This window comes from uncultured Methanobrevibacter sp. (assembly GCF_902769175.1).
Taxonomy (GTDB): Archaea; Methanobacteriota; Methanobacteria; order Methanobacteriales; family Methanobacteriaceae; genus Methanobrevibacter.
Window position 1 is genome coordinate 42,945 of record NZ_CACXNW010000017.1, and the last position, 25,260, is coordinate 68,204.

Genomic DNA, 25,260 nt, shown 5'->3' on the forward strand with positions numbered 1-25,260 from the left:
AAAGTTAAATTTCAATTATTTAAAATTGATTGGACTATGTTCTTTAGATGATTTGTTTGCTGCGAGAACCATCTTAAGAGCTTTAAGACCATCTTCTCCAGTGATTTCAGGTTCTTCATCTGCATCAATCTTGCAGAGGAATGAATTTAATTCTTCACTTAATGGTTCTACTGGAGTGATTTGAATGTCTTGTGCAAATTTACCGAAGACTTCAATGCTTTGGTCTATGTAGTCAATGGTAATGATTCCATCGGTACCGGTAATTTCAATTTGTCGACGTTTGTATGGAGTTAACCAATTTGCTTCTAAAATACCTGTAATGTCTTCTTCAAAGCTTAACATAATTTCTGCATGGTCTTCAAAGTCAGATTGATCTAATCTGCTGCTCATGGTAGCATAGATTTGTTTGACAGGTTCCTTAATCAAGAAGTTCATTACATCTAAATCGTGAATTGCAAGGTCGATTGCCACTCCTACATCCTTGATTCTTGGTGGGAAAGGACCTACTCTTTTAGCGGAAATGGTTACCAAGTCACCGATTACTTCGTTTTCAATTAATTCCTTAGCTTTTTGAACAGCAGGATTGAATCTTTCCACATGTCCAGTAGCAAGCTTAACTCCTGCTTCCTTAGCTGCTTGAATCATTTCTTCAGCTTCTTCTGCAGTGAAAGCTATTGGCTTTTCCACTAAAACATGTTTGCCGTATTTTATTGCTTGCATAACAACTTCGTGGTGGAAGGTTGTTGGCACACATACGTTTACTGCTTCAATTTCAGGATTTTTTAATAAGTCTTCAATTTCAGAGTAACCTTTAGTGTTATATTTCTTACATACTTTGTCTAAGGTTGGTTTAACTACGTCTGCCACTGCTACAAGATTGGCATTATCTAATTTTGAATATACACGTGCATGGTTATAACCCATTGCACCTACACCTATAACTCCAACATTTATGGTTCTCAAAGATATTCCTCCAATTATTCAACTATATTTTTGTGGTTTATAACTTATAAATATTATTAAAATTTTATATAAATTAATATAATTTTTTCTTAATAATTATGTTAAATAGATTTAAATTGCTTGAAATTAAAAACAAGATAATTTAAAGGTTTATTTTTATAAATAAAATAAAATATGTAATCTAAATTAAAATATATTGGATTTTTGTCTTTTTTATAATTTTGACCATTTTTTGATTTCATGAAAATTCAAGTTTTTTCATGAAATGAAATTTTTTTATAAAAATCCAATTAGATTTACATATTTTTCATAAAAATTATAGAATTAATTCATTTTTTTTTAAATTAATATTTTTTTAAATTAGATTTTAGAATTAATTCATTTTTTTTTTAAATTAATATTTTTTTAAATTAGATTTTAGAATTAATTCATTTTTATTTTAATTACTATTTTTTTCAAAAAGGTAAATTAAGTAATTAATTTTTTTAAATAAATTCAAGCATATCTCTGCCTATTTTTCTTCCCATAGTTTCAGCTTCCTTTATGCTTCCGCTAAGGGTTTCCTTATATAGTATTTCACCATTTTTATCAAGCAAAATAGAATTAAGAACTAATTTATTGTCTTTTATTTGAGATATTGCTCCAATTGGCCATTGACAGCCAACACCAATCTCTTCAAGAATGGTTTTTTCTGCTAAGACTTCCTGGAATGAGAAATAGTGGTTTAGTTTTCTGATTGTTTCCTTGTATTCGGAATCTTTTCTGGTAATGACTGCTAAAGCCCCTTGACCTGCTGCAGGCATTATGTAATCTGTTGGGAACTTGGTTTTTATGTATTCTTGTAGGCCTAATCTATTTAATCCTGCTTCTGCCATGATGGTAGCATCAACTTCTCCATCCATGACCTTTTTGATTCTTGTTTCTACATTTCCACGAATAGGCTTCAATTCAAAATCCTTATCATGAAGCTTGCAGAATGCTTCTCTACGTAAACTGCTTGTTCCAAGTGTTGAACCTTCTTCAAGTTCCTTCCAACTGTAGTTTGAAATCAAGACTTCATTAGGGCTTTCTCTTGGAGGGACTGCTACAATTTCCAAATCTTCATCCAATTCGGTTGGCACATCCTTTAAGCTGTGGACTGCAAAGTCCACTTCCTCTTCAAGAAGTGCATTGTCAAGTTCTCTTGTAAAAAGTCCTTTGGAATCCATATTATATAATTGGGAGTTAGTGATCTTGTCTCCCTTTGTTTTTATAATATTCTTTTCCACTTCTTCTCCAGTGATATTGTATAAACAGGTTCTGATATAGTCTGTTTGTACAAGTGCCAGTTTACTTCCTCTAGTTCCAACAATCATCTAATCAGCCTTAGCTATTTATTTAAATATTTTTAGATTTTTTAAGATTTCTTTCAAATCTCTTAAAAATATTTATCATAATAATTTTGTAAATTATTCTTAATAAAATTAATCATATAATTATTATCTTTAATATTTTTTTATCGAAATATATATTTTTGAATTTTTATTTTCTTTAATTATTTTTATTTTGAAATGGTTTTTTTTATTTTTATTTTCTTTGAATTATAATATCTTGAATTATAATTTTTGTATTTCTTTTCTAATCTATATTCAATGAGATTAACGTTTGCTAACTTGTGAATAATTAGACCTGTAAATGAATAGGATATTTTTATTGTTTTTAATTGCAAAATCTTGAGCTTCTTGGTAATCATCTATAAATCTAATTTTAAAATTGTCTTTTTCTTTTATTTGTTCATATAGGCTTTTTCCTACATCATCAGTTAAGATTAGGTTTGTATTTGGATTTTCGGATAGGTATTCATACAGGAAATCGGATAATTTCTCTTCATCTATCTCTTCACATGTAACTCCATACTTACCGCCAATGATGATGAAGTAATCATCAATGTCCTTTATCATCCTTATTGAACTTTCAATAGCCTTTGTATTTATTCCTGGATTGATCTCTTCAATGATTCTTAAATTATCTATTTGTCTCACATTTGTTCGACCATCGATTCCTTTAAATTTTGATAAAGCATTTTGAATGGTTTCACCATCTATGCCTAATGCTAATGCAGTTGTTGCAGATGCTAAAACATTCAGTACATGATGAGGTCCTGGCGCAAAGACAGATAGGGTCAGTTTACCATTTATTAATTTTTCATCATTTGTCTTTAAGTCATGATATGCAATTCTGACATTGGTCTTATCGATATCATAGTCTGTTTCTTCACAATAGACATTCGCTTTACTGTTTTTTAATGAATATGAATTTATCTTATTCTTATACATTTCCTTTTCTTCACTGTAGAATTCATTTAATGTTTCATGTTCAATAGTGACTAATGGGGAGTTGAAAACCTGCTTTTTAGCTTTCCTTGCATTAGATTGTCCTTTTGCAATGGAATAGTTTTCAACAAGGTTAGTTAGGATTCCAATATCTCCCAATCCACATATTCCTAATGAATTTTCAAAAATGCACATATCATAATTTAGATTTTTATATGGATGGTCGTTAAAGTCTTTAACCAAGTCATTCTCTTCAATCTTTTCGTCTAAATTCAGTTTTGCATCACATATTGGAAATGTGCTGCATTTTGGGTTTGCTATTTTCTTAGCAAGCTGAATTGTGTTTATGATGTTTGCTGGAGTTATGCTTATGTTCTTTTGTAAAATGAGCTTTTGTTCACTGTCTTGGTTTTTTCTAAATAAATAAGCTCCTAAGCTTGACAGCAATAGGGTGTTTTTATTGTTTTCCATGAAAATTTCTTTTAATAGGAATGCAGTGCTTGTTTTTCCTTTAACTCCAGTTATTTCTATAGTTTTAATGTTTTGATTTATTGTCTCCTTTTTCCAATCGGATAAAACCAATGCAGTTGCTTGGTGGTGATTGATGATATCATATTGGTTTAGGATATCCTCATCATTTGCATTGATTAAATCCGCTATTTCAAGGAGCAAATCTTGGATGTTTAAGGATGAATGTATAGGGTTGATAATCAAGTCTTTTTCAGTTTTGTTTTCATTTATTATCTTTAGTGAATTGGATTTCAGTTCATTTTTAAAATCATCTAAATCCTTGATTAGATTCACATTATAAGTGTTTAAAAGAGTTTCATCCTCTTCCTTTAATGTATTGTATAAGTCATAGGCAAATACTTTTTCGTATTGTTTTGATTTAGAAAGTTCAGAGGATATCTTTACTCCTCCGTGTGTTAAATCAACTAAAAAAACATTCATTCTTTCACTCTTTTAACTTTTTATAATTTTTTAACTTGATTATTAAAATATAGTTTATTAGATTATATTATTTAATAAAATATGAAGATTTAATTTTCCATTTGATTTTTTCTATTAAATTATTTAATGAAATTTTGATGATTTAATTTTTAATTTATTTTTTCTATTAAATTATTTAATGAAATTTTGATGTTTTAATTTTTAATTTGATTATCCCATTAAATTATCTAATTAATTATTGGAATCTTTTTTTGATTTTTTTTCCATTAAATAGTCTAAAACTAAAAATTCTTTGAAAAAAAAAGAAAAATTAGAGTATTTTATAATACTCTATTTATGGTGCTTATTCCACCTTCATTTAATTTGTCCTTAACTTTCTTGTAGAAGTACTTATTGTTGATTCTCATAAAGTAAACGTCTTTTTTAGACTTTTTGATTACGAGCTCTTCCATGTAGTTCACTTCTTTTTGGATTTGTCCATCCATTACGAAAATAGCTTTTTTACCTCTTTTAAGAAGTTTTATTCTGATTTCACTTGTATCAGAAACTACAAATGGTCTTACTCCTAACTTGTATGGACAAATTGGTATAATGATAAATGCACCTACCTTTGGATCTACAATAGGTCCTCCAGCAGACATTGAATATGCTGTAGAACCACTTGGTGTGGATATGATCAATCCGTCTGCCCTTAGCTCTTCCACAACTTCTCCGTCAACTGAAATCTCATAATGGAGCATTTTCGCAGGTCTTGCAGTCATTATTACAACTTCATTCAATGCACGGAAGCTTTGGTTTTCATGGGAAATGATAATCTGTGTTCTTTTCTCTTTAGACCATTCCCCATCTAAGATTGCATCAAGAGCTTCGAAGGTGTTTTCCACTTCAATCTCAGTTAGGAATCCTACTGTACCCATATTGATTCCGAATATTGGAATCTCTTTGGTTAATTGGTTTTGTGTCCTAAGAAGTGTACCGTCTCCACCGAGAATGATTGCCATATCACTTCTAAGCTCATTCAATTCCTTAGCATAATCTCTAAAATTGTAATTGAAGTTTAGGCTTTCGATATGCATTGCAATTTCTGGAGTTTCATTCATTGTTTTTGCAATGATCTTATGCAATTCTGGGTTTTGCTTTATCTCTTCCAATTTCTCAGCAAGGGATGATTCAATAACAGTTTCCATGTTCTTTTTTAGCAAGGTTTCAAATATCTTAAGTGAGAACAATACTGATTTGTATTCATCCACTCTACTTACAATTGCAACGCTTTTAATCATGTCCAATTCGTCGTTGTTTATGATTTTGATGATTTGATTGTGCAAGTCTTCATTTCCTGCACTAACGACCACTGCCTTTTCATAGATGCTTAATCTGCTGTTTAGCTTTTCACCGTATTTATTGGTTACAATAGCACCAGCCTCTTCTACAATGAGCTTTGAAGCTGCTATGTCTATGATTCTACTTCCCCTTAAATCGAGGAAAGCATCATATTTTCCGCTTGCTACATAGGCAAGCTCCAATACTACTGAACCTAATACTCTCATTCTTCTTGCAGTGTCTACTAATTTGGATACGGATAATGTTTTGCTTTTGGTGAACCCTCCTAAGCTGATTTTTGTTAAATCGCTTTGACTGCTTGGAGTCATTGGCTCTCCATTTCTCTTGGCACCATTTCCTTTAATTGCTTCGTAATAGTTTCCATTAGCATAATTTTTAACAAAACCAAGTTGCACATCATCTAAGGTAGCTTCCCTTCCTTCAGGAACATTAGCTACAGCAATGGACATACCATATGCAGGAATGTTCTTTATTGCATTGCTTGTTCCATCAAGTGGATCGATTAAAAATAAGAAACGAGGTTTTTCTTCATTTTCCCTTTCTTTTTTAGTTTTTGGTACATTATTAAGCAATTCTTCACTAAGGCTGATGGATTCCTGTTTTCTTTTTCCCAGTTTAAGCTCTCCTATCTCTTCACTGATTAAGTAAGATTCAAAATCAGCTTCTTTAAGGAGCTTAATTACTTCATCTTCTGCAATAATGTCAATATAAGATGTAGGAGTGCCATCTGCACCTATTTTCACAAATTCTCCTGCCTTAGGATTTCCAACTTGACCTTCAAGGAGCTTTTCAACTTTTTCAAAAACTGTGGTTGCAATATTTCTACAGATGTCTATATCTTCTTGATTCATTCTATCCCTCCTAATCATATTTTTTTTTATTTATTTGATTATTCTGAAGTTTTCACTGTTTTTTTAGTAATTCATTTTTTTGTGTTTGAATTTGATTATTCTAAGATGTCATCTCTTATGTAGATTACTGCTGCAATTGCAGATCCAATTTCTTCAACAGTATGATGAGCCTCTTCTACAATCAATTCATTTATCTTAACATTGCGCTTGTTCATCATGTATTTGACCATTTCCATTGCTTCATTTTTAACATCTTCAGGGTTTTGATTTATGCCGTTTGTTTCAACAACACAACCTAATTCCTCACCTATAGCTACAGCAATGCAAGCAGTTAGCTTATCTCCTTTTTTATTTGAAGTCAGGCTTGATAGTACGCAATTTACCATAGATCCTGCCTTTAGCTTTGGCAATTTTTCAACTTTAGTATTGGCTTCAAGCATGCTTGATACCTTTATTAAGTTCACATCACCAATTTCCGCTTCATATAGTGCATTGTCAAAAGCATTTAGTTCGGTTGGTCCTTCTGAATTTCCTGAAACAATAGCTATTCTCATTATACCACACATTTATTTATCTTATAAAAATATTTATTTCTTATAATATATTAATTCTATCAATAATAATTATTTATTCAGGATTGATTTCATATTTTTTTAAATTTTTATCTGCAAATCCAATTTTTCATACGAAAGTTTATATATAATTTTAAATTAATATATTAATAATCTATATTTTAATTAGGTTAACCGTATTTAATTTTGATTAAATATAAATAAATTATTAATTTAAGGCAATTAAATTATTAATTTAAAAATTATTATTTTTTTAATTATTATTGTGAGGTTATTTTAATGTCAACAAAAGTTGTAGAACTTAAAACCGTAAAAGTCGGAAAATATATTGTATTAGATGGAGAAGCTTCTAAAGTAACTAGCTTAACCACTTCATCTCCTGGTAAGCATGGAGCTGCAAAAGCAAGATTAGAAGCTGTCGGTATTTTTGATGGTCAAAAAAGAAGTTTAGTAAAACCTGTAGATACTAAAGTTGAAGTACCTATTCTTGACAAAAGAATCGGTCAAATTTTAGCTATTATGGGTGACCAAGTTCAAATCATGGACTTAGAAACTTTTGAAACTTTTGAATTACCTATACCTGCTGAATTCGATGACGAAATCAGAGGCGCTGTTGGTACTGACTTAGGTGTAGAATATATCATCGCGTTAGGTAATATGAAAATCATGAGAACTAAAAAAGTATAATTTTTTAGTTTTTTTACCTTTTTCAAGGATTTTAGTAAAAATCCTATTTCAATCTTTTTTCAAATCAAATCTAAAATCAAATCAAACTTTTTTTATTTTTTATATTTTTCTATTTTTAATTAATTACTTGATTAACTAATAGTTTTTAATTAATCAAATAATTAATTATGAATTAATTTAATATAATTTTAAAAATATATTTGATATATTAATTAAATTTTAAATTCTAAATTTTAAATTATAAATTAATTTAATATAATTTTAAAAATATATTTGATATATTAATTAAATTTTAAATTCTAAATTTTAAATTCTAAAAATTAAAATTATTAATTTATTAATGTGATAAAATGCTTTTTAATACTTATGAACCGTGGAAATTTGCTTTTTCAAGTGCATCTGATGACTTGTCCAATTTAGGTAATGGAGAATCTGTAGATGATTTTGCAAAATCTAAAAAGTGGGGGATCATTGGAGTTCCTTTTGACAGCACTTGCTCTTATCATCATGGTTCAAGGTATGGTCCAACAATTATAAGAGAGGCATCATTTGGCTTTGAACAATACAATTCCACCTTTGAAAAGATTCTGGATGGTGAATTCTATGATTGCGGTGACTTGAATGTTGTTCATGGAAACTGCAGCAAGACCTGTGATGCTTTAGAGGATTCTGTAAATGAATTGATTGAATCTGGTATTAAGCCAATCATAATTGGTGGAGAGCATAGCGTAAGCATTGGACCTATTAAGGCATTAGCTAAGTTGGAAGAATCTAAAGACTTAAGCAATATCACTGTAATTCATTTGGATTCTCATAGAGATATCATTGATGAGTATATCGGCGAAAAGGATTCTCATGCAACAATCATGAAAAGGGTTCATGACTTGAATCCAAAGGAATTGATTCAAATAGGAATAAGGTCCTTTTCCCTTGAAGAAAAGGAATTTGTAGAAGAGCAGGATAATATCAGCAGCTTTTTGGCAAAGGATCTTTATGATTCTTTTGAGATTCTTTTAGAAAAATTCGATTCAATTGAAGGAAAAGTCTATGTCTCTATTGATATGGATGCATTTGACCCTGCTTTTGCACCATCAGTTGGAAACCCAACTCCTAATGGATTGCACCCTGTAGATGTTGAAAATATTTTTGATGCATTGGCAAGCAATGAAAAGATAGATGTTATTGGTTTTGACCTTGTAGAAGTAGCAAGTGATAGATTAGGTGATGTAACTGCAGTCCTTGCAGCTAAAATGATTTATGACTTTTTGACTTTATTTGCTTGAATATTTTTTATTTTTTCAATATCATTTGTTTTTATTTGCTATTTTCAATTTTTAAGTTTTTGGGTTTGAAATAATTTATTTTTCATTGTTCAATTTTTTAATATTAATTTTGAAATAATTTTGAAATAATTTATTTTTCATTATTCAATATTTTTTACAAATAATATAAATAGTACTTAAACACATATTTTAATTATAATTTATTATTTAGTATGATTATAATCAATAATCAAAATGGTTATTTTATTAAATAAAGAATTATTTTAATCATATTTACAAAATTAAAAAAAATTAAGGAGATTTTTAATGTATAAAAGAGAAATAGAATTATCTGGTCATATCATTGATTCTTTAACTCTTCCTAAAACCATGGACATTATCATGGATAAGGGTGGAGACTTTGATATACTAGAGTTTGATATAGGAAAACGCAAATCTGATACTAGTAAAGCTAAGATAATGGTTTCAGCTGAATCTCCCGATATTTTAAATTCTATTCTTGATGAACTTAACTTTATTGGGGTTTCAATATCTGAAATTGAAGAGGTCAATTTAGTCCCTTCTCCAAAAGATCAAGTAGCTCCAGAAGGTTTTTATTCAACAAGCCATCATGTAACTCATATTTTTTATAAAGATGAATGGATTCTTGTAGATGAAATTGAAATGGATTGTTTGATTGTTATTGATGAAGAGAAGAAAACTGCAAGATGCAAGCCAATTGCGGATATTAAAAAAGGCGATTTGATTGTAGTTGGCAGAGAAGGAGTAAAAATCACACCACCTCAAAGGTCAAGAGGTAAGCAAGGTGTATTTGAATTCATGAACAGTGATGTTTCTTCTGAAAAGCCAATGATGAGCATTATTAATGATGTTGCTGCAGAAATTAAGAATGTAAAGGCTAATGGCGGTAAGATAGCACTTGTTGGAGGTCCAGCTATTGTTCACACAGGATCTGCAGGAATCGTTGCACAGCTTGTAAAGGATGGCATTATTGATGTTATTTTTGCAGGAAATGCTTTAGCTACCCACGATATTGAATGCGATCAATTCGGAACTTCCCTTGGTGTAAACGTTAAGACAGGTGAAGTTGTTGCTCATGGTCATACCCACCATATGAGGGCAATCAATAGAATCAATAGGTCTGGTTCAATTAGGGAAGCTGTAGAAGACGGAACATTAAAAAGCGGTATAATGTATGAATGTATTAAGAATGATGTTCCTTATGTTTTAGCAGGTTCCATTCGTGATGATGGTCCACTTCCAGATGTAATTACAGATACTGCTGAATCTCAGAAGCTTATGCGTAAGTATGCTCAAGAAGTTGACATGGTTATTATGATTTCAACTATGTTGCATTCAATTGCAACTGGTAATCTCTTGCCTTCAAGAGTTAAAAGTATTTGTGTAGACATTAACCCATCTACTGTAACTAAACTTGCAGATAGAGGCAGTGCTCAAGTTGTAGGTATTGTAACTGATGTAGGAGCATTCTTGCCAGTTTTATATGATGCTTTACAAAAATAACTCCAAACTTTAACTCCAAACTTTTACTCGCCTTCGGCTCGCAAAAGTTTGATTAAAATATTTTTAATTGTTAGGAGTATTTCCTAATTTTTACTTTTTTTATTTTTTTATATTTTTTGACTATTTTCATTATTTTTACTATTTTTATTTTTTAACTATTTTTATTTTTTAACTATTTTCAACTATTTGTTGCCTTATTTAATTTTCATATTTTTCAGCTATTTTTTTTTTAAGAATTTTAAAAAATTTCACTTATACTTAATTTTATTAAGTTTTTTTTTAGAAAATTTTTTTATTAAGTTTTAATAGATTTTTATTTGGATAAAATTTATTTTAATAATTTATTAAAATTAGGTTTTGAAATTAAAAAAGTTTTAATATATTTTTTGGATAAGATTTATTTTAATAATTTATTAAAATTGATTCTTAAAAAAAGTATTAGATTTTTTCGTGGTGTTTAAATGGGTGAAAAAATTATTAACGTAGAAGGCAATGAGATTATAGTCTCTGCTGAAGGCATTGATGACTTTGAAGTGTCTGATATTACCTTGGAAGATGCACAGGAACCTGAAGGCGACCTTGTCATGACTGTAAAGATTTTAGAAGTGGAATTAGGTGAGGTTTATCCTGCTGTTTTAGTAATTGAAGATGGATACTTTAAAGAGGTCATTCCAATTATCACTGATGACGATGATGCTCTTGATTATGATTATGAAGGTGTAATGATACCTGGTTTTATTGATTCACATTGTCATGTTGAAAGTTCAAAGATATCTCCTGCTAATTTTGCCAAGGCTGTTATTCCTTTTGGAACTACTTCAGTTATAACAGACCCTCATGAAATAGCAAATGTTCTTGGAGTTGAAGGAATTGACTTTATGGTGAATGATGGTAAAAAAGTTCCTTTTGACTTTTATTATGATGTTCCTTCTTGTGTCCCTGCTACTCCTTTTGAAACTTCTGGTGCTGTATTAGACAGTTCTGTTGTGGAAGAGTTATTAAAGAGGGATGAAATGGTTGCTCTTGGTGAAATGATGAATTTCCCAGGTGTGATAAATGATGATGAGGAAGTAATGAAAAAGATTGAAGCGGCTAAAAAATTAAATAAGGCAATAGATGGTCATGCACCTCTCCTTACTGGTGAAGATTTAGTTAAATATGTTTCTGCAGGCATAAGCACAGACCATGAATGCAGCACATTTGAAGATGCCATTGAAAAGAAGAAATTAGGCATGAAAATCATGGTTCGTGAAGGGTCATCTGCTAAGGATATGGACAAGCTATTGGACATTGATAAAAGGCTCAATTACTTGATTGAAGAGGAAATGGCAGGAAATCTTGAAGTGGACAATATTGATGAAGCATTGGCTATTCCTTCATTTGACTTCCTGGTTTGTGATGACATCAATGCAAGTGACTTGATGAAAGGCCATTTGGATCAATTGGTTAAAAAAGCAATTTCATTAAAGATAAATCCAAAAGAAGCTATTAAAATGGTAACCTTTAATCCTGCTAAACATTATGGTTTGGATGGAGGTATAATAGAAACTGGAAGGGTTGCTAATTTCGTTTTAGTGGATGATTTGAGAAACTTAAATGTAAGCAAGGTTTGGATTCATGGTGAGCTTGTTTATGAAGATGGTGAAGTTCTGTTTGATGTAGAGCCATATGATGCAAAGAACACCTTTGATTTAGATGAGGTCATTCCTGAAGACTTTGATGTAATAATGGAAATGGATTATGTAAGTTCCCTAATGGATGAAACCACTAATGTCTTTGTTAGGGTGGCTAATGATGGAGAGTTGGTCACTGGAAAATCAGAAGAAACCCTTTTGATAAAAAATAAGGTCATTCAGCCTGACTTGAAAAAGGACATCATCAAGATAGCTGTTGTTAACAGATATGGTGGAAATAATATAACAAATGGTTTCATTAAAGGATTTGGTCTTAAAAGAGGAGCTTTTGCATCTTCTGTTGCACATGATTCCCATAATATTGTAGTTGTAGGTACAAATTCTGAGGATATGGCAGCTGCAGTCAATTTGATTAGGGAAAAGAAGGGCGGACTTTCTATTGTGTCTCAAGAAGACAATATTAAAGAGATTCTTGAATTGCCAATTGCAGGTTTAATGTCTGATAAGGATGTTCAATATGTTGGACCTAAATTAAAGAAGTTGATTGATATAACTCATGAATTAGGATGCACTATGTCTTCTCCATTCATGACTTTGTCCTTTATGGCATTGGTAGTTATTCCAAGCTTTAAAATAAGCGATCAAGGAATGTTTGACTTTGAAAGCTTTGGATTTATAGATTTAATTAAGCAGTATTTGGTTTAATTTTGAATATTGAATTAACGCATTTAAAAAACAGTATTTAGTTTAATCTTGAATAATTTTTTTAGATTAATTCAAGATTAATATTCTTTTTTTATTTTTTTAGATTAATTCAAGATTAATATTCTTTTTTTATTTTTTTAGATTAATTCAAGATTAATATTCTTTTTTTATTTTTTTAGATTAATTTAATATTAATATTTCTTTTTTTTAGATTAATTCAAGATTAATATTTTTTTATTTTTTTAAAAATAGTTTTAAGCATTGTTATTTGAAAAGAGTTTGATAGTTACTCTAAATTATCTTTTTTCAGTAATACCTTAATCAAACTCTTCCAATACTTGTGTTAGGTCCATGCCTATTCCAATTAGTTCCCATGCTATTATAGAAACAGTTTATGCTGTTTATCTTTGATTGGCTTAAAGTGTAGTTTAATCTGATGACTATACTGTCATCGAAATGACCGAATTTTTTATTCATATAAGCTAACTGAAAGCCATTTAGTTGGAATTCCATCATAGCTGCCATAGGAATTGCTTACAAGCACTTTTTTGCCATCTTTGCTAATGTCTAAAATGCTTACATAATGGTTTTGTGCATGGAATACTAAGGCACATCCTCCTTTTTTAAGTTCATTTAAACCAATGGAGAATGAATCCCTATAGAAAGTAGTGCATGTGAAATTATGCTTCTTCAATCCTTTTATCAGATCTTGAATTCTAGTTCCATCCCTATTTGTATTGGCAATATATGCTATGCGCTTTTCACAAACGTAATTTCTTAGGACTTGACTACAGACACTTGCAGATGTTGGACCACAGGTATAGATAGTATTCTGAACGTCTCTAACTTCTGAATACTTGTATGCCTTTCCCTTTAAAGACACTGTTATTTTTCCTGGCCAGTATCCATGCTTATTTGCCTTAACCAATTTTTTATTGATTTCCCTTTCAATAACATTCCATTTTTCACGTATGATTATATGATACCTATTCGGATGGCTTTTTGTTTTGAATAAAACGTATTTGGTCAGCTTATTGTTTAGGAATAGGCAATAACTGTCTCTTTGAAGCACTTCCAAATATTGTGACCTTTTTAGAGTGTATGTTGCACTGCCATCTCCCATAACATAGCTTCTAGGCATGTAATCAAGGTTTGGAACTCCATGGAAACTGATATTATGTTTAAATGGGTCCTTTAAAGTCTTGTTTACACAGGCAAGCTTCTTCTTTAGATAATATTTTCCATATTTAACATATACAGTATAATTTCCAACTATAAGGTTAGGTCTTATGATAATGATTCCCTCAGAATCGGTTTTTTGAGTAAATGATTTACGGCCAATTTTTATTTTCATTTTCTTATGGACAATGTCTTTTTTTGCAGCGGCCTTTAAGTAAATTCTCAAATATCCATTTGTTAATATTTTGTAGTTTCCTATTTTGAAGTGAAGGGATCTTGTAACATAGAAATGGAAATTTTTATAAGATACATAAAAGTATTTGTCTCCTTTGAATTTAGCCTTAATGTAATATCTGCCTGGGCTTTCCTTAATCTTTAATTTTACATAACCCAGTTTGTTTGTTGTTTTTATGTAAGTTTTCTTTTTGAATTTTAGGATGACTTTTCTTCCAGCAATCTGTTTTTCATCTGCACCGAATAAATAGATGTGCAGTTTGTTTTTTCTCACAACAAAGTTTTTAAATTTTTTTATTTTTGTTTTTAATTTTGAAACTTTTATTGTGATGTTTCTGGAAACAGGATTGAACTCATCATCCCCATTAAAGTTAAGGGTGATATTATAATAATTTGGAGTATAGAACATGTTTATAGTTGATATACCCTTGTAATTGGTAGTGGCAGTAACCTTTTTATTATTTATACACATGGTTATTTTCTTATTTTTTAAAGATGCATTATTTTTATCTTTTAAATAAATGACTAAGACATCTCTGGATTTAAGTCTGGATGTTTCTATGGTGATTTTAGGATTAGTCTTAACAATTTCAGCAACTTCTTTTTCTGAATTGTCTTGGATATTATCTTCGTTAGTGTCTAGATTATTTTCTTGAGTTATGTCGTTGTTTAAACTACTGTCTACACTAGGACTGTTTGTATCCTCATCGTTATCTAGATTTGAATTATCTTCGGTTTCTGTGTTGCTGTCTAGATTGTTGGCATCTTGGGTTTCTGTGTTGCTGTCTAGATTTGAATTGTCATCAGTTTCTGTGCTGATATCTTGATTGTTATTGTCCTCATTTTCTGAACTTGAATCGCATAATTCATTATTTTCCAAATTTATATTAATTTCTCTCAAATTTTCAATGTTTGAGTTGCCAGCATCTTCATTTAAATCCTCATCATTTAAATTAATGTCGATAGCATTAACTGTAGAAATTGTTAAAACAGATAAAATTATAAGAAAAATTAATATTTTTCTTAAACAAATTTTCATAATTTTCCCCTTTCGATATAAAATATTTTTATTTTTTAGTTATTTATATATTTCTAAAAAATTTTTTTAGATGTTAGAATTATGAATTTTTCACTGTGTTTTTAATTGTTGTTCATCTTAATTTTTTGTTTTTAAAGAATGTTTCAAATATTTTAAATATGATGAATTAGATATCTTTTTTTAATTACAAATTTTTATAACTGTAAAAAGGTGATAAATATGGCATTAGAAGGTGCAGAAAGAGTAGAAGAATTTATGACTGAAGCACAAGTATTTTTCTTAGCAACTGTAGATGGGGACAAGCCAAAAAATAGGCCACTTGGATTCCACTTATTGAAAGATGGCAAAATCTATTTCGGTGTAGGTGACCATAAGGATGTATATAATCAAATGGATGAAAATCCAAATGTTGAAATTGTAGCTCTTGTAGAAACAGATTTCCTTAGATACTATGGAAAAGCAGTATTTGAAGAAACAGATGATTTTGCAAATGCTGTAGTTGCAGAAAGTGAATTCCTACAAAGTATCTACAATGATGAAACTGGTTTTAAATTAGCTATTTTCCATTTAGAAGAAGCTACTGCAGAAATTCGTGATATAACTGGTAAAATAAATGAATCTTATAATTTCTAATTATAAGTTCATTTAATTTTTTTTCTTTTTTTAGTATTTTTTCAAGAATCAGCTATTTTTATTTTCTATTTTTTTTTTTGAGACGTAAAATTTTATAGGCTTATTTTAATTTTTTAGGTTTCTTTATAATAAAAAATTAATATTATAATTAAAGCCTAAACTTTTTTACAAACTCTTTTTTTTAATATTCTTTCAAAAATCAACATTTAATATTAAATATAATTATAAAAAATAATTTATTATTCAAAATAAATTATTTCTTTTCCAATTCAAATCCTTGGCTTAGCAAATCTTCCCTTAAGATTTGAATCGCTTCCTTTTCCTCACTATTTCCAACTCTTTTAACTATTCTTTCAGATTCTAAAAACCTGTTTAGGAATTCATGTTGTGTTTCATCATCTACAATATTTATTCTGGAATAATTAACCAATGATTCAATCAATGCATGGATTGCCCTATTAAGTGGCTTGACACATTTGTTTTTTATATTAAGCTCAACAACTTTCCCTTTGATGAAATTGATTCCAGTATCCTTAATAGGATCATTTTCCCTATAGATTGATTTTAACTCTTTGACTTCACATATGAAATAAGCGTCAGCATTTGTTAAAAAAGGCAATTCATTATTGCTTTTGGTTTTAGAGGTTTTAGACAAATGTTTTTCAGGGATTGTATCTATTGAAGAGAGAGTAAACATCAATGGATCATCTGTGACATTTACAATAAATTCCCTTTTGTCCTTTATGTTTTGGATTGTCATTCCTCCATCAAAAATTCTTAGGAATATTTCATCATTTTCCAAAACCCTTAGTCCAAAAGGTGCTGCATTGCTATTTCCCTCCTTATCTATGGAAGTGATGATAATTTCGTATTGTTGGCCTTTATGCATTCCTATTTCACTTAAATCAATTTCCATTTTCTCCCCTCAAAATTAAAATGCCCTTTGTTTTTTAAATAATTTTTACTTGATTCACTATGATTTTTATTATTTATTTGTTTTATAATTTTTGTGATTTTAATAATAATTATTTCTCTATTGCCTTTTTAAAGATTTATAAACTTTTTTATATAATAAATGATATAATTTATAATATTATTTAACAGGTTAAGAATTAAATTTTAAAAAAGTTAAAAAAGTGATTTTATGAAATATCAAATGTATTATGAAATGATGGAACAGCCTGATGATTTAAGAAGAACTTTTGCTGCAGAATTGGATAATATGGCAGAAATCTCTAAAGTGGCAGAGTCTGTTGATAATATTTACTTGATTGGTTGTGGAAGTTCTATTTCAACTTGTTACTCAGTTAGGGATGCATTAGCACCTGTTTCAGACTTGAATATACAAGTTTACACAGGTTATGAATTTGCATACAATAAAAAATTGCATGAAGGTGAAAACTCTTTAGTTATTGCAACTTCTCAATCTGGAGAAACTGCTGACACATTAACAGCATTAAGAAGAGCAAACGAGTTTAAAATTGATACTGTAGCTATTTCCAATGAAGGAGAAAGTTCCATGATTAAAGAGGCAAAATATCCTATTGCAACTTTAGGAAATACTGAAACAGCTATTTTAGGAACAAAAACCTACATTACACAATTAGCATGCCTTTATCAAATCCTATTTGCTGCTTCAGGATATGAAAAAGCTGATGAAATATTGGAACAGTTAGCAGCTATGCCTGATTTAATCGAAGAGCTTTTGAAAACCACTGAAGAGGATAACAAGAAATTGGCGGAAGAGCTTAAGGATGAATTGATCTTCTACTGTTTAGGAAGTGGAGTCAACTATGGTCTTGCTTATAAGTTAGCTATGACTATGTTGATGGAAGGAGCTATTAAGCATGCATGTCCTCTTTACTCATCAGAATACAGACACGGTCTTATAGAAAGAGCTGAAAAAGATGTTCCTTTAATATTCATCGATTCTGATATGCCTGGTGATGAGTTGACTAAAATTGCAATCAGAAACTCCAGAGATGAATTAGGTGCAAAAGCAATCATCTTTAATCTTAAGGATTATGCAGACATTGATCCATTGCTTTCACCATTTGCTCTTGTCATACCTTTAGAATGGTTTGTATACTATTTAGCACACTTCAATGGTGAAGATCCAGGCAGTACAAGACATATTGGTAAAGTAAGATATGAATAAATAGTTTTGTTTATTCTATTTTCTTTTATTTTTTTATTTTTTTTTATTTTTCATCTTTTTGAGATTATTGATTATCTTTTTTTAATTTTTTGCCATTAATTGATTTTTGTAATTAATTCATTCTACAGTTAATTTTGCAATTAATTGATTTTTGTAATTAATTCATTTTACACTTAATTAATATTTATATTTATTATTTAAAAGGGAGGATTATATGGAATTTTATATTGTTAACGGCGGTCCAAGAAAGAAGTTTAACACCGCTCAATTATTGGAAAAGGCAAGTGAAGGCATTTTAGATGAGTTAAAGAAAAGCCATGGTGAAGATGATATTAATATTCATCACATTCATTTATATGACTTAAACTTTAAAGGCTGCAAATCCTGTTTCCATTGTAAACGGATTGGGGGAAAATATTATGCGCAATGCCCTATCAAGGATGACCTATTGGATTTGATTCCTAAAATGGAGGATGCAGATGGAATCGTATTTGGCAGTCCAATTTACTTTGGTGAAATAACTGGAGAAATCAGGTCATTCTTTGAAAGATTCCTGTTTTCATCTTTTGTTTATGGAGGAGAATCTAATGCTCCTAAAAGAATGCCTATTGGAATGATTTATACAATGAATGTTACTGAAGAGGTATTTAATCAAGTTTATGGCAGTAAATTTGATATTTTAGAAAATGTTTTTGAAGATGTCTATTCAAAGCCTCATTCCTTAAAGGTTTATGATACTTATCAATTTTCAGATTATTCAAAATATGAAAATTATGCATTTGATCCTGAATTGAAAGCAAAAAGAAAAGAGGAACATTTCCATATAGATTTAGATGATGCTTATGATTTAGGTGTAAAAATAGCTCAAGAAAGTTTGAAATTATAAATTTTATTAATGATTTTTAATTCTTTATTATTTTTGTTCTTTATTTTTCTTTTTATTCTTTTTTCTTATTCCTTTTTCTTTAATTTTATTTCTTTTTTTAATATAATTTATTATAATGTTATTTTAATATCTAATTTTTAATCAATCTATAAAATACGCTTCATTTTATCAAAACTTTTAGTAACTTTTATTTACTAAAATCGAAAAGTTTATATGTGATGAGTAACAAGTATACAATGTAAACAAAAAGTATACTAAAAATATGAAATTTTTTTTAGAAATTTTAAATTTTCCAATGAAGATCCTAAAAACACTAAAAAAATACTATTTTTTGGTATACACTTTTAAAAAATTGTATACATAAATCGAAATATTTATAAGTCATGAAAAATAAAGTATACATCAGGAAGATGTGTACACTAAGTTTTATAAAATGTCTATTAAATTCTTTGATCTATAAAACGTAGGTACAAAAGCAAAAAAACTTGAAAAAATATATACCCAATTTTTTGAAAACTCAATTAAAATATTAATGTAAAGGAGATTTTAAAATGCCTGAAGATGTAAAAGAAAATATTGAAGAGGACATCGAAGTAGAATTCGAAGAAGTCGAAGGTACTAATAAATCTGATGAAATTAAAGAAAAAGCTGAAAAATTCATAGATGATTTCAAAACTAAAGCTGAAGCAAGAAATGAAGCTAACAAAGAAAAACTCGATGAAACTCTCAACAAAAGTAAAGACATGGCAGGCAAAGTTGGTGAAAACCTTAGTAAAACTATTGACGACACCATCATTGCTATGAAAGCTCTTCAAAAGAATTTCGACAGCAGATATCAAGGCTACAAAGAAACTGTAGGTGCAAATAAAATCAATGTTGATTTAGCTGAAACCAAAGATTTCTACTACTTACAAGCTTATTTAGCAGGTATTGAAAAAGAAGATATTTCTATTGAAGCTACCAACAACGCAATCACCATTAAAGCATGCTTTGACAATGTTCTCAAAAAGATTGAAAGCAGCGAAGATGATCCTGCTAACTTAATCATTAGCGGAGTCAAAGCTGGTGAAGCAGAAAGAAGCATTAGCTTAGCAGCAGACATCGTAAAAGAAGAAATCACTGCTAAACACATTAATGGAACTTTATTTGTAACAATTCCTAAAAAAATAATTCCTAAAACAAAAATAGACATCGAATAAATTAATTTAAAATATTTATTCAGACACAGATAAATATATCTCAACTATAAAAAAAGATTAAAGTTAATTTTTTAATCTTTTTTATTTTTATTTCATAATAAACACCTTAAAAAAATTCATAATAAACACATTTGAAAAAAATATTTTTTGATTTTTGCAAGATTTTCTGCAAAAATTTTTTTTTATTTTTTTCTTTTTTTCTTTTTTTTTACTAATTTAATCTATTTTATTTAGCGAGTTTTGATTTTTTATTTTTTTTACTAATTTAATCTATTTTATTTAGCGAGTTTTGATTTTTTATTTTTTTTACTAATTTGATTAATTTTTTTTAGATCTATGCTCTTAAAATAGGAAAATTTTAAATTATTCAATATTTTTTCAGATTTTTTAGTTTTTTTTCAAATATTTCATTAATTTTTTTTTAAAAAAATAAAATTTTATTTAAAAATTATTACTCTTTTATGAAAATATTTAAAATTTTATTACTAATTTATTAAATAATTTATTTATCAAGTGTATTTGAAAAAATCAGTATTTTGCTACAAATATATGCAAATTTAAGTAAAATTAACCAAAAAAAGGGAAAAGCTTTAATACTAAGTAATTATATAATAATTATATACTATTATAACGGAGGTGAAAAATATGGCAATTCCTAAAGCTCCTGTAAATAGGATTATCAAAGAAGCTGGTGCTGAAAGAGTTAGTGATGCAGCAGTAGTTGCATTAGTTGAATACTTAGAAGCTGACGCAGCAGCAGTCGCTAAAAAAGCAATTGAATACGCAAAAATTGCAAAAAGACAAACTGTAAAAGCAGATGATATTGCATTAGCTATTGACAAAGAATAAGTTTCTTTAACTTTATTGTCAACTTTTACATTTTAAAAAATAAAATTCATATTTTATTTTTTTTTAAATTTTTTTACATTTTTTATTATTTTTTTATAGAATAACTATTTTTGACTATTTTTAACTATTTTAAATTATTTTCACTCTTTTTAAATTACTTTATATCTATTTTTTTGAATTTTTAATCTCTAAAATGAATATTAGTTTGTATATAAAAAAAGTGTGCTCTTAATTTAATTTTTAAAAAAGAGTATTTATTGTTATGTTATGGATGTTGTTAATCTAATTTTTAAAAAAGAGTATTTATTGTTATGTTATGGATGTTGTAAATTATATTTTTAAAAAAGAGTATTTTTAGCATTTGAAAAAAAGTTCCACTTAAATTATTAAAAAATAAGAATCAGTTTAAATTTTTTAAAAAAAGAAAAATAGATGAGAAAAAGATTAGGTTAAATCGAAGTAATTCTCATCATCTTCATATTCATCTTCTTCAGTTTCTCTTTCTCTTTTTTCAACTTTCATAATTAATTTGATGATTTCATCAATACCTTCACCTTCTGCTGCTGAGATGAGCAATGGATCTTCAGTCTTATCAATATACTGTTGTATATAGTCATGTCTTATTCCATCATATTCAGCAATATCCATTTTATTGAATAAATAGATAATAGGAGCATCAAAGATATTTCTGATTTCCTCTAAGAGATTGTATTGGTTTTCAAGAAGGTAACCGCAAGTTTCTGAACTGTCAAAAATGAACAATATTGCATCTGCCAAGTGTTCAAGAGCAACCATAGCATTCAATTCAATATCATTCATGTCTCCTATTGGCCTGTCAAGTAAACCTGGAGTGTCAATGATTTGGTAATGCTTCCATTTTTTCTCAAAGTGTCCGATTTGAATACCTTTGGTTGTAAATGGATAGTTTGCAACTTGAGGTTCAGCATCAGTGATGTGGGTAAGCAAAGTTGACTTTCCTACATTTGGGAATCCTGCAATTACAATGCTTATTGCATCAAAATCAACAGTAGGCATATTTCTTAAGTTCTGTTTTGCAAAATCCAAAAAGTCCAAGTCCTTTTCAATCTTATGCACAACAGATGAGATTCTACCATAAGCTTGTTTTCTAAGTCCAGTAGCTCTTTCAGAAGATGATTTTCTTATTTTTGCACCATATTCCTTTTCTAATTGGGTAATGATACCATAAGCCCAATTTAGTGCACCTAAAGCTTGCTTGAAATCATCTACACCTACAGTAATATCTATATAATCTTGATAAAATTCAGGAAGTTCTTCGATTTCAAGAGTACGATCCAAAATCATTTTAAGCCTATCCTTAATAACTTGGCATGCAGTAATTACTCTTGTTTCTTCAATACGTTTGCCTTTCAAATGTTTAGGTATCTTTTCTCCCCTTCTTAAATCTGCTGCCTTTTTCCCTCTTCTAAAACCTTTATCTAATAATTCATCTGGAGTTGGAATAGTTGGTAACATCATTTTTTATCACCATGTAATCATAATTTTTTTTTATTTTATTTTGAATTTAATAAGCATAATTAATAATTTTAATAATGATTATAATCTAATTTTATTCTGATTCTATTTTTAATTCAATATATTTAAATAATTCAATAATATTCAATATATTCAAATAAAATTCTAATCATAATTCTATTGTTTAAGTTAATACTTTTATAAAAGACATTATTTAAATATTTGCCCTTGGAATTTGTATACTTTTGTATTTTCGTCTAACCAAGCATCTGGCCTTAAGCCTGCTTTCATGCATGTGTGAGATATGAACTCTTCCTTATCCATATTATGTTCTGGAGCTACTTGAGGCAATAACAATTCTCTGTAAAATCCTTTCTCAACAATCAATCCGTCTTCACCGATTATGATGTTATCCAAATAATCTATTGGCTTTTCCACTTCAATCAGTTGTGGTTTTGTCAAGACAGTGATTTCATATTCAAGTTCATCTAATTCGCTTATTCCAACACTTGGAAAACGAGGATCTTTCATTGCAGCTGAAATAGCAGAATCAATCACTGCATTAACTAATGGAAAAACAGGTTCTGGATAACCTATGCATCCTCTAAGGTTATTGTGTTTGTTTAAGGTTACAAACACTCCAAGCTCTTCATGCATATAGTCAGGACAATCTGAAGGTGTGTCAATTTTTCTATTTTCCTTAACATATGTTTCAATAGCATTCTTTGCTAGGTCTAACAAATATTTTCCATCATCTTCACTTAACATATTTTTTCACCTTCAAATTTTTTTTATTTATTTTATAATTTTTTGAGTTTGACTTTTTTTAAATATTTTGATTTTTCGATTTTTTTCAAATTATAAATTGCATTGTTTTATTTTTATTTTATTTTAAAATTATAAGTTTCATAATTTCTTTCTTCTATTTTCATTTTTTTTTTAAAATTATAAATTTTATAATTTCATTGTTCTTTTTTTCTATTTTTTATTTTTTAAAAATTTAAAAAATTTTTTTCATATTTTCATTTCAAAAATATGAAATTTAATTAAAATAGCATTTTTTAACTACATCATACACATCTCTTTTTATCAATTTGTTAACTATTCATTACAAATCGTTTATATTAAATACTTTTCAATAAATCAATAGTTAAAATATAATGCCATTAAAATAATAGTGATAGATTCTAATAAAACATAGGTTTTTCCAGTATCTAATTTTTAATTATTTTTCTTTGATAATTTTTAATTATAATATTTTTGAAAGCAGACTTAACTGCTTCCACCAACCATAGCATTCAATATTCTGGTATGTGGCCCACCATCTCTAACTGGTACACTCTGTCCACCTTTACCACAGAATCCAACACTAAGCTTAAAGTCGGAACCTATTGCATCAACACATTTAAGTGTTTCAAGAATATTGCCTGATAATGAAACATCTCTGTAATGGTCTTTAAGTTCACCATTTTCAATCTTGTATGCTTCAGTTGCATTGAATTGGAAAATGCCCTTTCCTGTATCCACTTGACCTCCTCTTGAACCTTTGAGATAAATTCCATCCTTTATGTCTTCAATAAGCTCTTCGAAACTTAAGTCTCCTGGTTGAAGATAGGTGTTGCTCATTCTTACAATAGGTTGGTCGCTAATTGAAGATCTTGCATTTCCAGTTAAAGGAATTCCTAATTTTCCTGCACTTTCTCTTGATGAGAGGAATGATACAAGCTCTCCATTTTTGACAAGCTGATTCTTTTGGGTTTTCACTCCCTCTGCATCATAAGGGTAATAGCCGAATCCATCCTTATTGCTTGAGTCATCAAAGATGTTTACAATGTCAGAACCGATTTTCTTATTCATTTGATCATGCAATATTGAATCGTCCTGCAAGACCAAGTCTGCCTCTACAGCATGTCCTACTGCTTCATGAATGAATACTCCTGTGAGAAGGTTGTCTGCTACAATTGGGAAACGTCCGGAAGGAGCAGGTTTGGCATCTAATAGTTCAGTTGCCTTTTCTCCGATTTTTCTTCCAAATGATTCTAAATCTGCATTCTTTATAATTTCGAAACCTTTCACTCCACCTAAGCTTCCGTGATTGAACTGCATTATTTTGCCATTTGATGCAACAGCATTTAATGACATTCTAACGTTTGAACTTTCTGTTATGATAGTGCTTCCTTCAGTGCTTACAAAAATGCTTTCGCTTTCTCCATCAGAATAGCCTACAGTTGTGCTTACAACTTTGCCAACATTGCTTGCATCGTTTGCTTCCTGAATAAGGGCTTTCTTATCTTCAATGCTTACCTCACTTACAGGAATCTTTCTATCTGTCCTGACTTTGTCTTCTATGATTTCACATTCTGCAAGCTCAATGTCTCCAGTTAATGAGTTTGAAATTTTAATGGCCTTTTCACTGATTTCCTCAAGTTTTGAAAAGTCATTTGTTGAGGCAAAACCCCATGCTCCATTGTTCAAGACCCTTATTCTTGCAACAGTGGAAAGACCTGTGTTGATTTCTTGAATTTGATTATCCTTCATGATTATGCCTGTATTGTTTCCTTTTCCAGCTCTAATGTCTGCATAATCAACTTTATCTTCAATTTTAGTTAATATTTTTTTAAATAAGTCTATATTTTCTTCCATTTTAAGACTCCTTTTGGATTATATTTTTTTTAATAAAGTTTAATCATTATTAGTTTTATTGTTTTTAATAAATATAACTATTTATAAATATAGTATATTGAAAATATTATGGTCTTGAAATGA

20 protein-coding genes are annotated in these 25,260 nt (G+C 29.0%); 9 read left to right on the plus strand and 11 right to left on the minus strand.

The features are described from left to right. Positions 1-15 precede the first annotated feature (15 nt). The 5 genes from QZV12_RS07150 to QZV12_RS07170 form a co-directional block, all read right to left on the minus strand. Positions 16-963, minus strand: coding sequence for a Gfo/Idh/MocA family protein (locus tag QZV12_RS07150; RefSeq protein ID WP_295619408.1), 948 nt, complete (start codon positions 961-963; stop codon positions 16-18). 485 nt (positions 964-1,448) lie between these two features. After that, on the minus strand, positions 1,449-2,318 hold the full coding sequence (gene hemC / locus QZV12_RS07155; protein WP_295619411.1) for a hydroxymethylbilane synthase: 870 nt from the start codon (positions 2,316-2,318) through the stop codon (positions 1,449-1,451). A 282-nt stretch (positions 2,319-2,600) separates the two neighbouring features. After that, positions 2,601-4,226 (minus strand): coenzyme F430 synthase, encoded by a 1,626-nt coding sequence (gene cfbE / locus QZV12_RS07160; RefSeq protein WP_295619414.1) that lies wholly within the window; start codon positions 4,224-4,226, stop codon positions 2,601-2,603. A gap of 320 nt (positions 4,227-4,546) precedes the next feature. After that, complete coding sequence (locus QZV12_RS07165) at positions 4,547-6,418, minus strand: bifunctional NADP phosphatase/NAD kinase (protein WP_295619417.1); 1,872 nt, start codon at positions 6,416-6,418, stop codon at positions 4,547-4,549. Positions 6,419-6,513: 95 nt separating this feature from the next. Next, positions 6,514-6,972 (minus strand): pyruvoyl-dependent arginine decarboxylase, encoded by a 459-nt coding sequence (locus QZV12_RS07170; RefSeq protein ID WP_295619566.1) that lies wholly within the window; start codon positions 6,970-6,972, stop codon positions 6,514-6,516. A 297-nt stretch (positions 6,973-7,269) separates the two neighbouring features. Here QZV12_RS07170 and QZV12_RS07175 point away from each other — a divergent pair, with 297 nt between their 5' ends. The 4 genes from QZV12_RS07175 to ade all read left to right on the plus strand — a co-directional run bounded on the left by QZV12_RS07175 (position 7,270) and on the right by ade (position 12,823). Further along, positions 7,270-7,677 (plus strand): translation initiation factor IF-5A, encoded by a 408-nt coding sequence (locus QZV12_RS07175; RefSeq protein ID WP_295619420.1) that lies wholly within the window; start codon positions 7,270-7,272, stop codon positions 7,675-7,677. Positions 7,678-8,027: 350 nt separating this feature from the next. Further along, on the plus strand, positions 8,028-8,960 hold the full coding sequence (gene speB / locus QZV12_RS07180; RefSeq protein WP_295619423.1) for an agmatinase: 933 nt from the start codon (positions 8,028-8,030) through the stop codon (positions 8,958-8,960). 306 nt (positions 8,961-9,266) lie between these two features. Next, the gene (locus QZV12_RS07185; RefSeq protein ID WP_295619426.1) at positions 9,267-10,484 is read left to right on the plus strand and encodes a TIGR00300 family protein; all 1,218 of its coding nucleotides are present in this window, start codon (positions 9,267-9,269) and stop codon (positions 10,482-10,484) included. Between the two features lie 584 nt (positions 10,485-11,068). Further along, a complete protein-coding gene (ade, locus tag QZV12_RS07190) occupies positions 11,069-12,823 on the plus strand; it encodes an adenine deaminase (RefSeq protein WP_394350729.1) in 1,755 nt (584 codons plus the stop codon). A gap of 321 nt (positions 12,824-13,144) precedes the next feature. Here the strand turns inward: ade and QZV12_RS07195 are convergent, their stop codons facing one another. Beyond that, a complete protein-coding gene (locus QZV12_RS07195; protein ID WP_295619432.1) occupies positions 13,145-13,300 on the minus strand; it encodes a hypothetical protein in 156 nt (51 codons plus the stop codon). Next, on the minus strand, positions 13,293-15,275 hold the full coding sequence (locus tag QZV12_RS07200) for a cysteine peptidase family C39 domain-containing protein (protein WP_295619434.1): 1,983 nt from the start codon (positions 15,273-15,275) through the stop codon (positions 13,293-13,295). The genes QZV12_RS07195 and QZV12_RS07200 overlap by 8 nt, the downstream gene beginning before the upstream one ends. A gap of 219 nt (positions 15,276-15,494) precedes the next feature. Between QZV12_RS07200 and QZV12_RS07205 the strand changes: the two genes are divergently transcribed. Beyond that, positions 15,495-15,908, plus strand: a complete 414-nt coding sequence (locus QZV12_RS07205) for a pyridoxamine 5'-phosphate oxidase family protein (RefSeq protein WP_295619439.1) — start codon at positions 15,495-15,497, stop codon at positions 15,906-15,908. 253 nt (positions 15,909-16,161) lie between these two features. Here the strand turns inward: QZV12_RS07205 and QZV12_RS07210 are convergent, their stop codons facing one another. Beyond that, positions 16,162-16,824, minus strand: a complete 663-nt coding sequence (locus QZV12_RS07210) for a DUF447 domain-containing protein (RefSeq protein ID WP_295619443.1) — start codon at positions 16,822-16,824, stop codon at positions 16,162-16,164. A 228-nt stretch (positions 16,825-17,052) separates the two neighbouring features. Here QZV12_RS07210 and QZV12_RS07215 point away from each other — a divergent pair, with 228 nt between their 5' ends. The 4 genes from QZV12_RS07215 (at position 17,053) to QZV12_RS07230 (ending at position 21,000) form a co-directional block, all read left to right on the plus strand. Further along, on the plus strand, positions 17,053-18,066 hold the full coding sequence (locus QZV12_RS07215; protein ID WP_295619446.1) for an SIS domain-containing protein: 1,014 nt from the start codon (positions 17,053-17,055) through the stop codon (positions 18,064-18,066). Between the two features lie 214 nt (positions 18,067-18,280). Then, a complete protein-coding gene (locus QZV12_RS07220) occupies positions 18,281-18,952 on the plus strand; it encodes a flavodoxin family protein (RefSeq protein ID WP_295619449.1) in 672 nt (223 codons plus the stop codon). Positions 18,953-19,503: 551 nt separating this feature from the next. Further along, positions 19,504-20,151, plus strand: coding sequence for an Hsp20/alpha crystallin family protein (locus QZV12_RS07225; protein WP_295619452.1), 648 nt, complete (start codon positions 19,504-19,506; stop codon positions 20,149-20,151). Positions 20,152-20,796: 645 nt separating this feature from the next. Further along, positions 20,797-21,000 (plus strand): histone family protein, encoded by a 204-nt coding sequence (locus QZV12_RS07230; protein WP_292787460.1) that lies wholly within the window; start codon positions 20,797-20,799, stop codon positions 20,998-21,000. A 444-nt stretch (positions 21,001-21,444) separates the two neighbouring features. On the opposite strand, the gene QZV12_RS07235 is transcribed toward QZV12_RS07230, so the two are convergent. The 3 genes from QZV12_RS07235 to QZV12_RS07245 form a co-directional block, all read right to left on the minus strand. Next, positions 21,445-22,497 (minus strand): NOG1 family protein, encoded by a 1,053-nt coding sequence (locus tag QZV12_RS07235; protein ID WP_295619456.1) that lies wholly within the window; start codon positions 22,495-22,497, stop codon positions 21,445-21,447. A gap of 207 nt (positions 22,498-22,704) precedes the next feature. Beyond that, positions 22,705-23,262 carry a TIGR00296 family protein gene (locus QZV12_RS07240; RefSeq protein ID WP_295619459.1) on the minus strand — a complete coding sequence of 186 codons (558 nt, stop codon included), beginning with the start codon at positions 23,260-23,262 and terminating at the stop codon, positions 22,705-22,707. Positions 23,263-23,766: 504 nt separating this feature from the next. Next, positions 23,767-25,137, minus strand: coding sequence for a TldD/PmbA family protein (locus QZV12_RS07245; RefSeq protein WP_295619462.1), 1,371 nt, complete (start codon positions 25,135-25,137; stop codon positions 23,767-23,769). Between the last annotated feature and the right edge of the window lie 123 nt (positions 25,138-25,260).

Bases quoted from the DNA above. Each gene is read 5' to 3' on its own strand.
- hemC (WP_295619411.1), bottom strand. From the start codon at position 2,318: ATGATTGTTGGAACTAGAGGAAGTAAACTGGCACTTGTACAAACAGAC.
- cfbE (WP_295619414.1), bottom strand. From the start codon at position 4,226: ATGAATGTTTTTTTAGTTGATTTAACACACGGAGGAGTAAAGATATCC.
- QZV12_RS07165 (WP_295619417.1), bottom strand. From the start codon at position 6,418: ATGAATCAAGAAGATATAGACATCTGTAGAAATATTGCAACCACAGTT.
- QZV12_RS07170 (WP_295619566.1), bottom strand. From the start codon at position 6,972: ATGAGAATAGCTATTGTTTCAGGAAATTCAGAAGGACCAACCGAACTA.
- QZV12_RS07175 (WP_295619420.1), top strand. From the start codon at position 7,270: ATGTCAACAAAAGTTGTAGAACTTAAAACCGTAAAAGTCGGAAAATAT.
- speB (WP_295619423.1), top strand. From the start codon at position 8,028: ATGCTTTTTAATACTTATGAACCGTGGAAATTTGCTTTTTCAAGTGCA.
- QZV12_RS07185 (WP_295619426.1), top strand. From the start codon at position 9,267: ATGTATAAAAGAGAAATAGAATTATCTGGTCATATCATTGATTCTTTA.
- ade (WP_394350729.1), top strand. From the start codon at position 11,069: ATGACTGTAAAGATTTTAGAAGTGGAATTAGGTGAGGTTTATCCTGCT.
- QZV12_RS07195 (WP_295619432.1), bottom strand. From the start codon at position 13,300: ATGAATAAAAAATTCGGTCATTTCGATGACAGTATAGTCATCAGATTA.
- QZV12_RS07200 (WP_295619434.1), bottom strand. From the start codon at position 15,275: ATGAAAATTTGTTTAAGAAAAATATTAATTTTTCTTATAATTTTATCT.
- QZV12_RS07205 (WP_295619439.1), top strand. From the start codon at position 15,495: ATGGCATTAGAAGGTGCAGAAAGAGTAGAAGAATTTATGACTGAAGCA.
- QZV12_RS07210 (WP_295619443.1), bottom strand. From the start codon at position 16,824: ATGGAAATTGATTTAAGTGAAATAGGAATGCATAAAGGCCAACAATAC.
- QZV12_RS07215 (WP_295619446.1), top strand. From the start codon at position 17,053: ATGAAATATCAAATGTATTATGAAATGATGGAACAGCCTGATGATTTA.
- QZV12_RS07220 (WP_295619449.1), top strand. From the start codon at position 18,281: ATGGAATTTTATATTGTTAACGGCGGTCCAAGAAAGAAGTTTAACACC.
- QZV12_RS07225 (WP_295619452.1), top strand. From the start codon at position 19,504: ATGCCTGAAGATGTAAAAGAAAATATTGAAGAGGACATCGAAGTAGAA.
- QZV12_RS07230 (WP_292787460.1), top strand. From the start codon at position 20,797: ATGGCAATTCCTAAAGCTCCTGTAAATAGGATTATCAAAGAAGCTGGT.
- QZV12_RS07235 (WP_295619456.1), bottom strand. From the start codon at position 22,497: ATGATGTTACCAACTATTCCAACTCCAGATGAATTATTAGATAAAGGT.
- QZV12_RS07240 (WP_295619459.1), bottom strand. From the start codon at position 23,262: ATGTTAAGTGAAGATGATGGAAAATATTTGTTAGACCTAGCAAAGAAT.
- QZV12_RS07245 (WP_295619462.1), bottom strand. From the start codon at position 25,137: ATGGAAGAAAATATAGACTTATTTAAAAAAATATTAACTAAAATTGAA.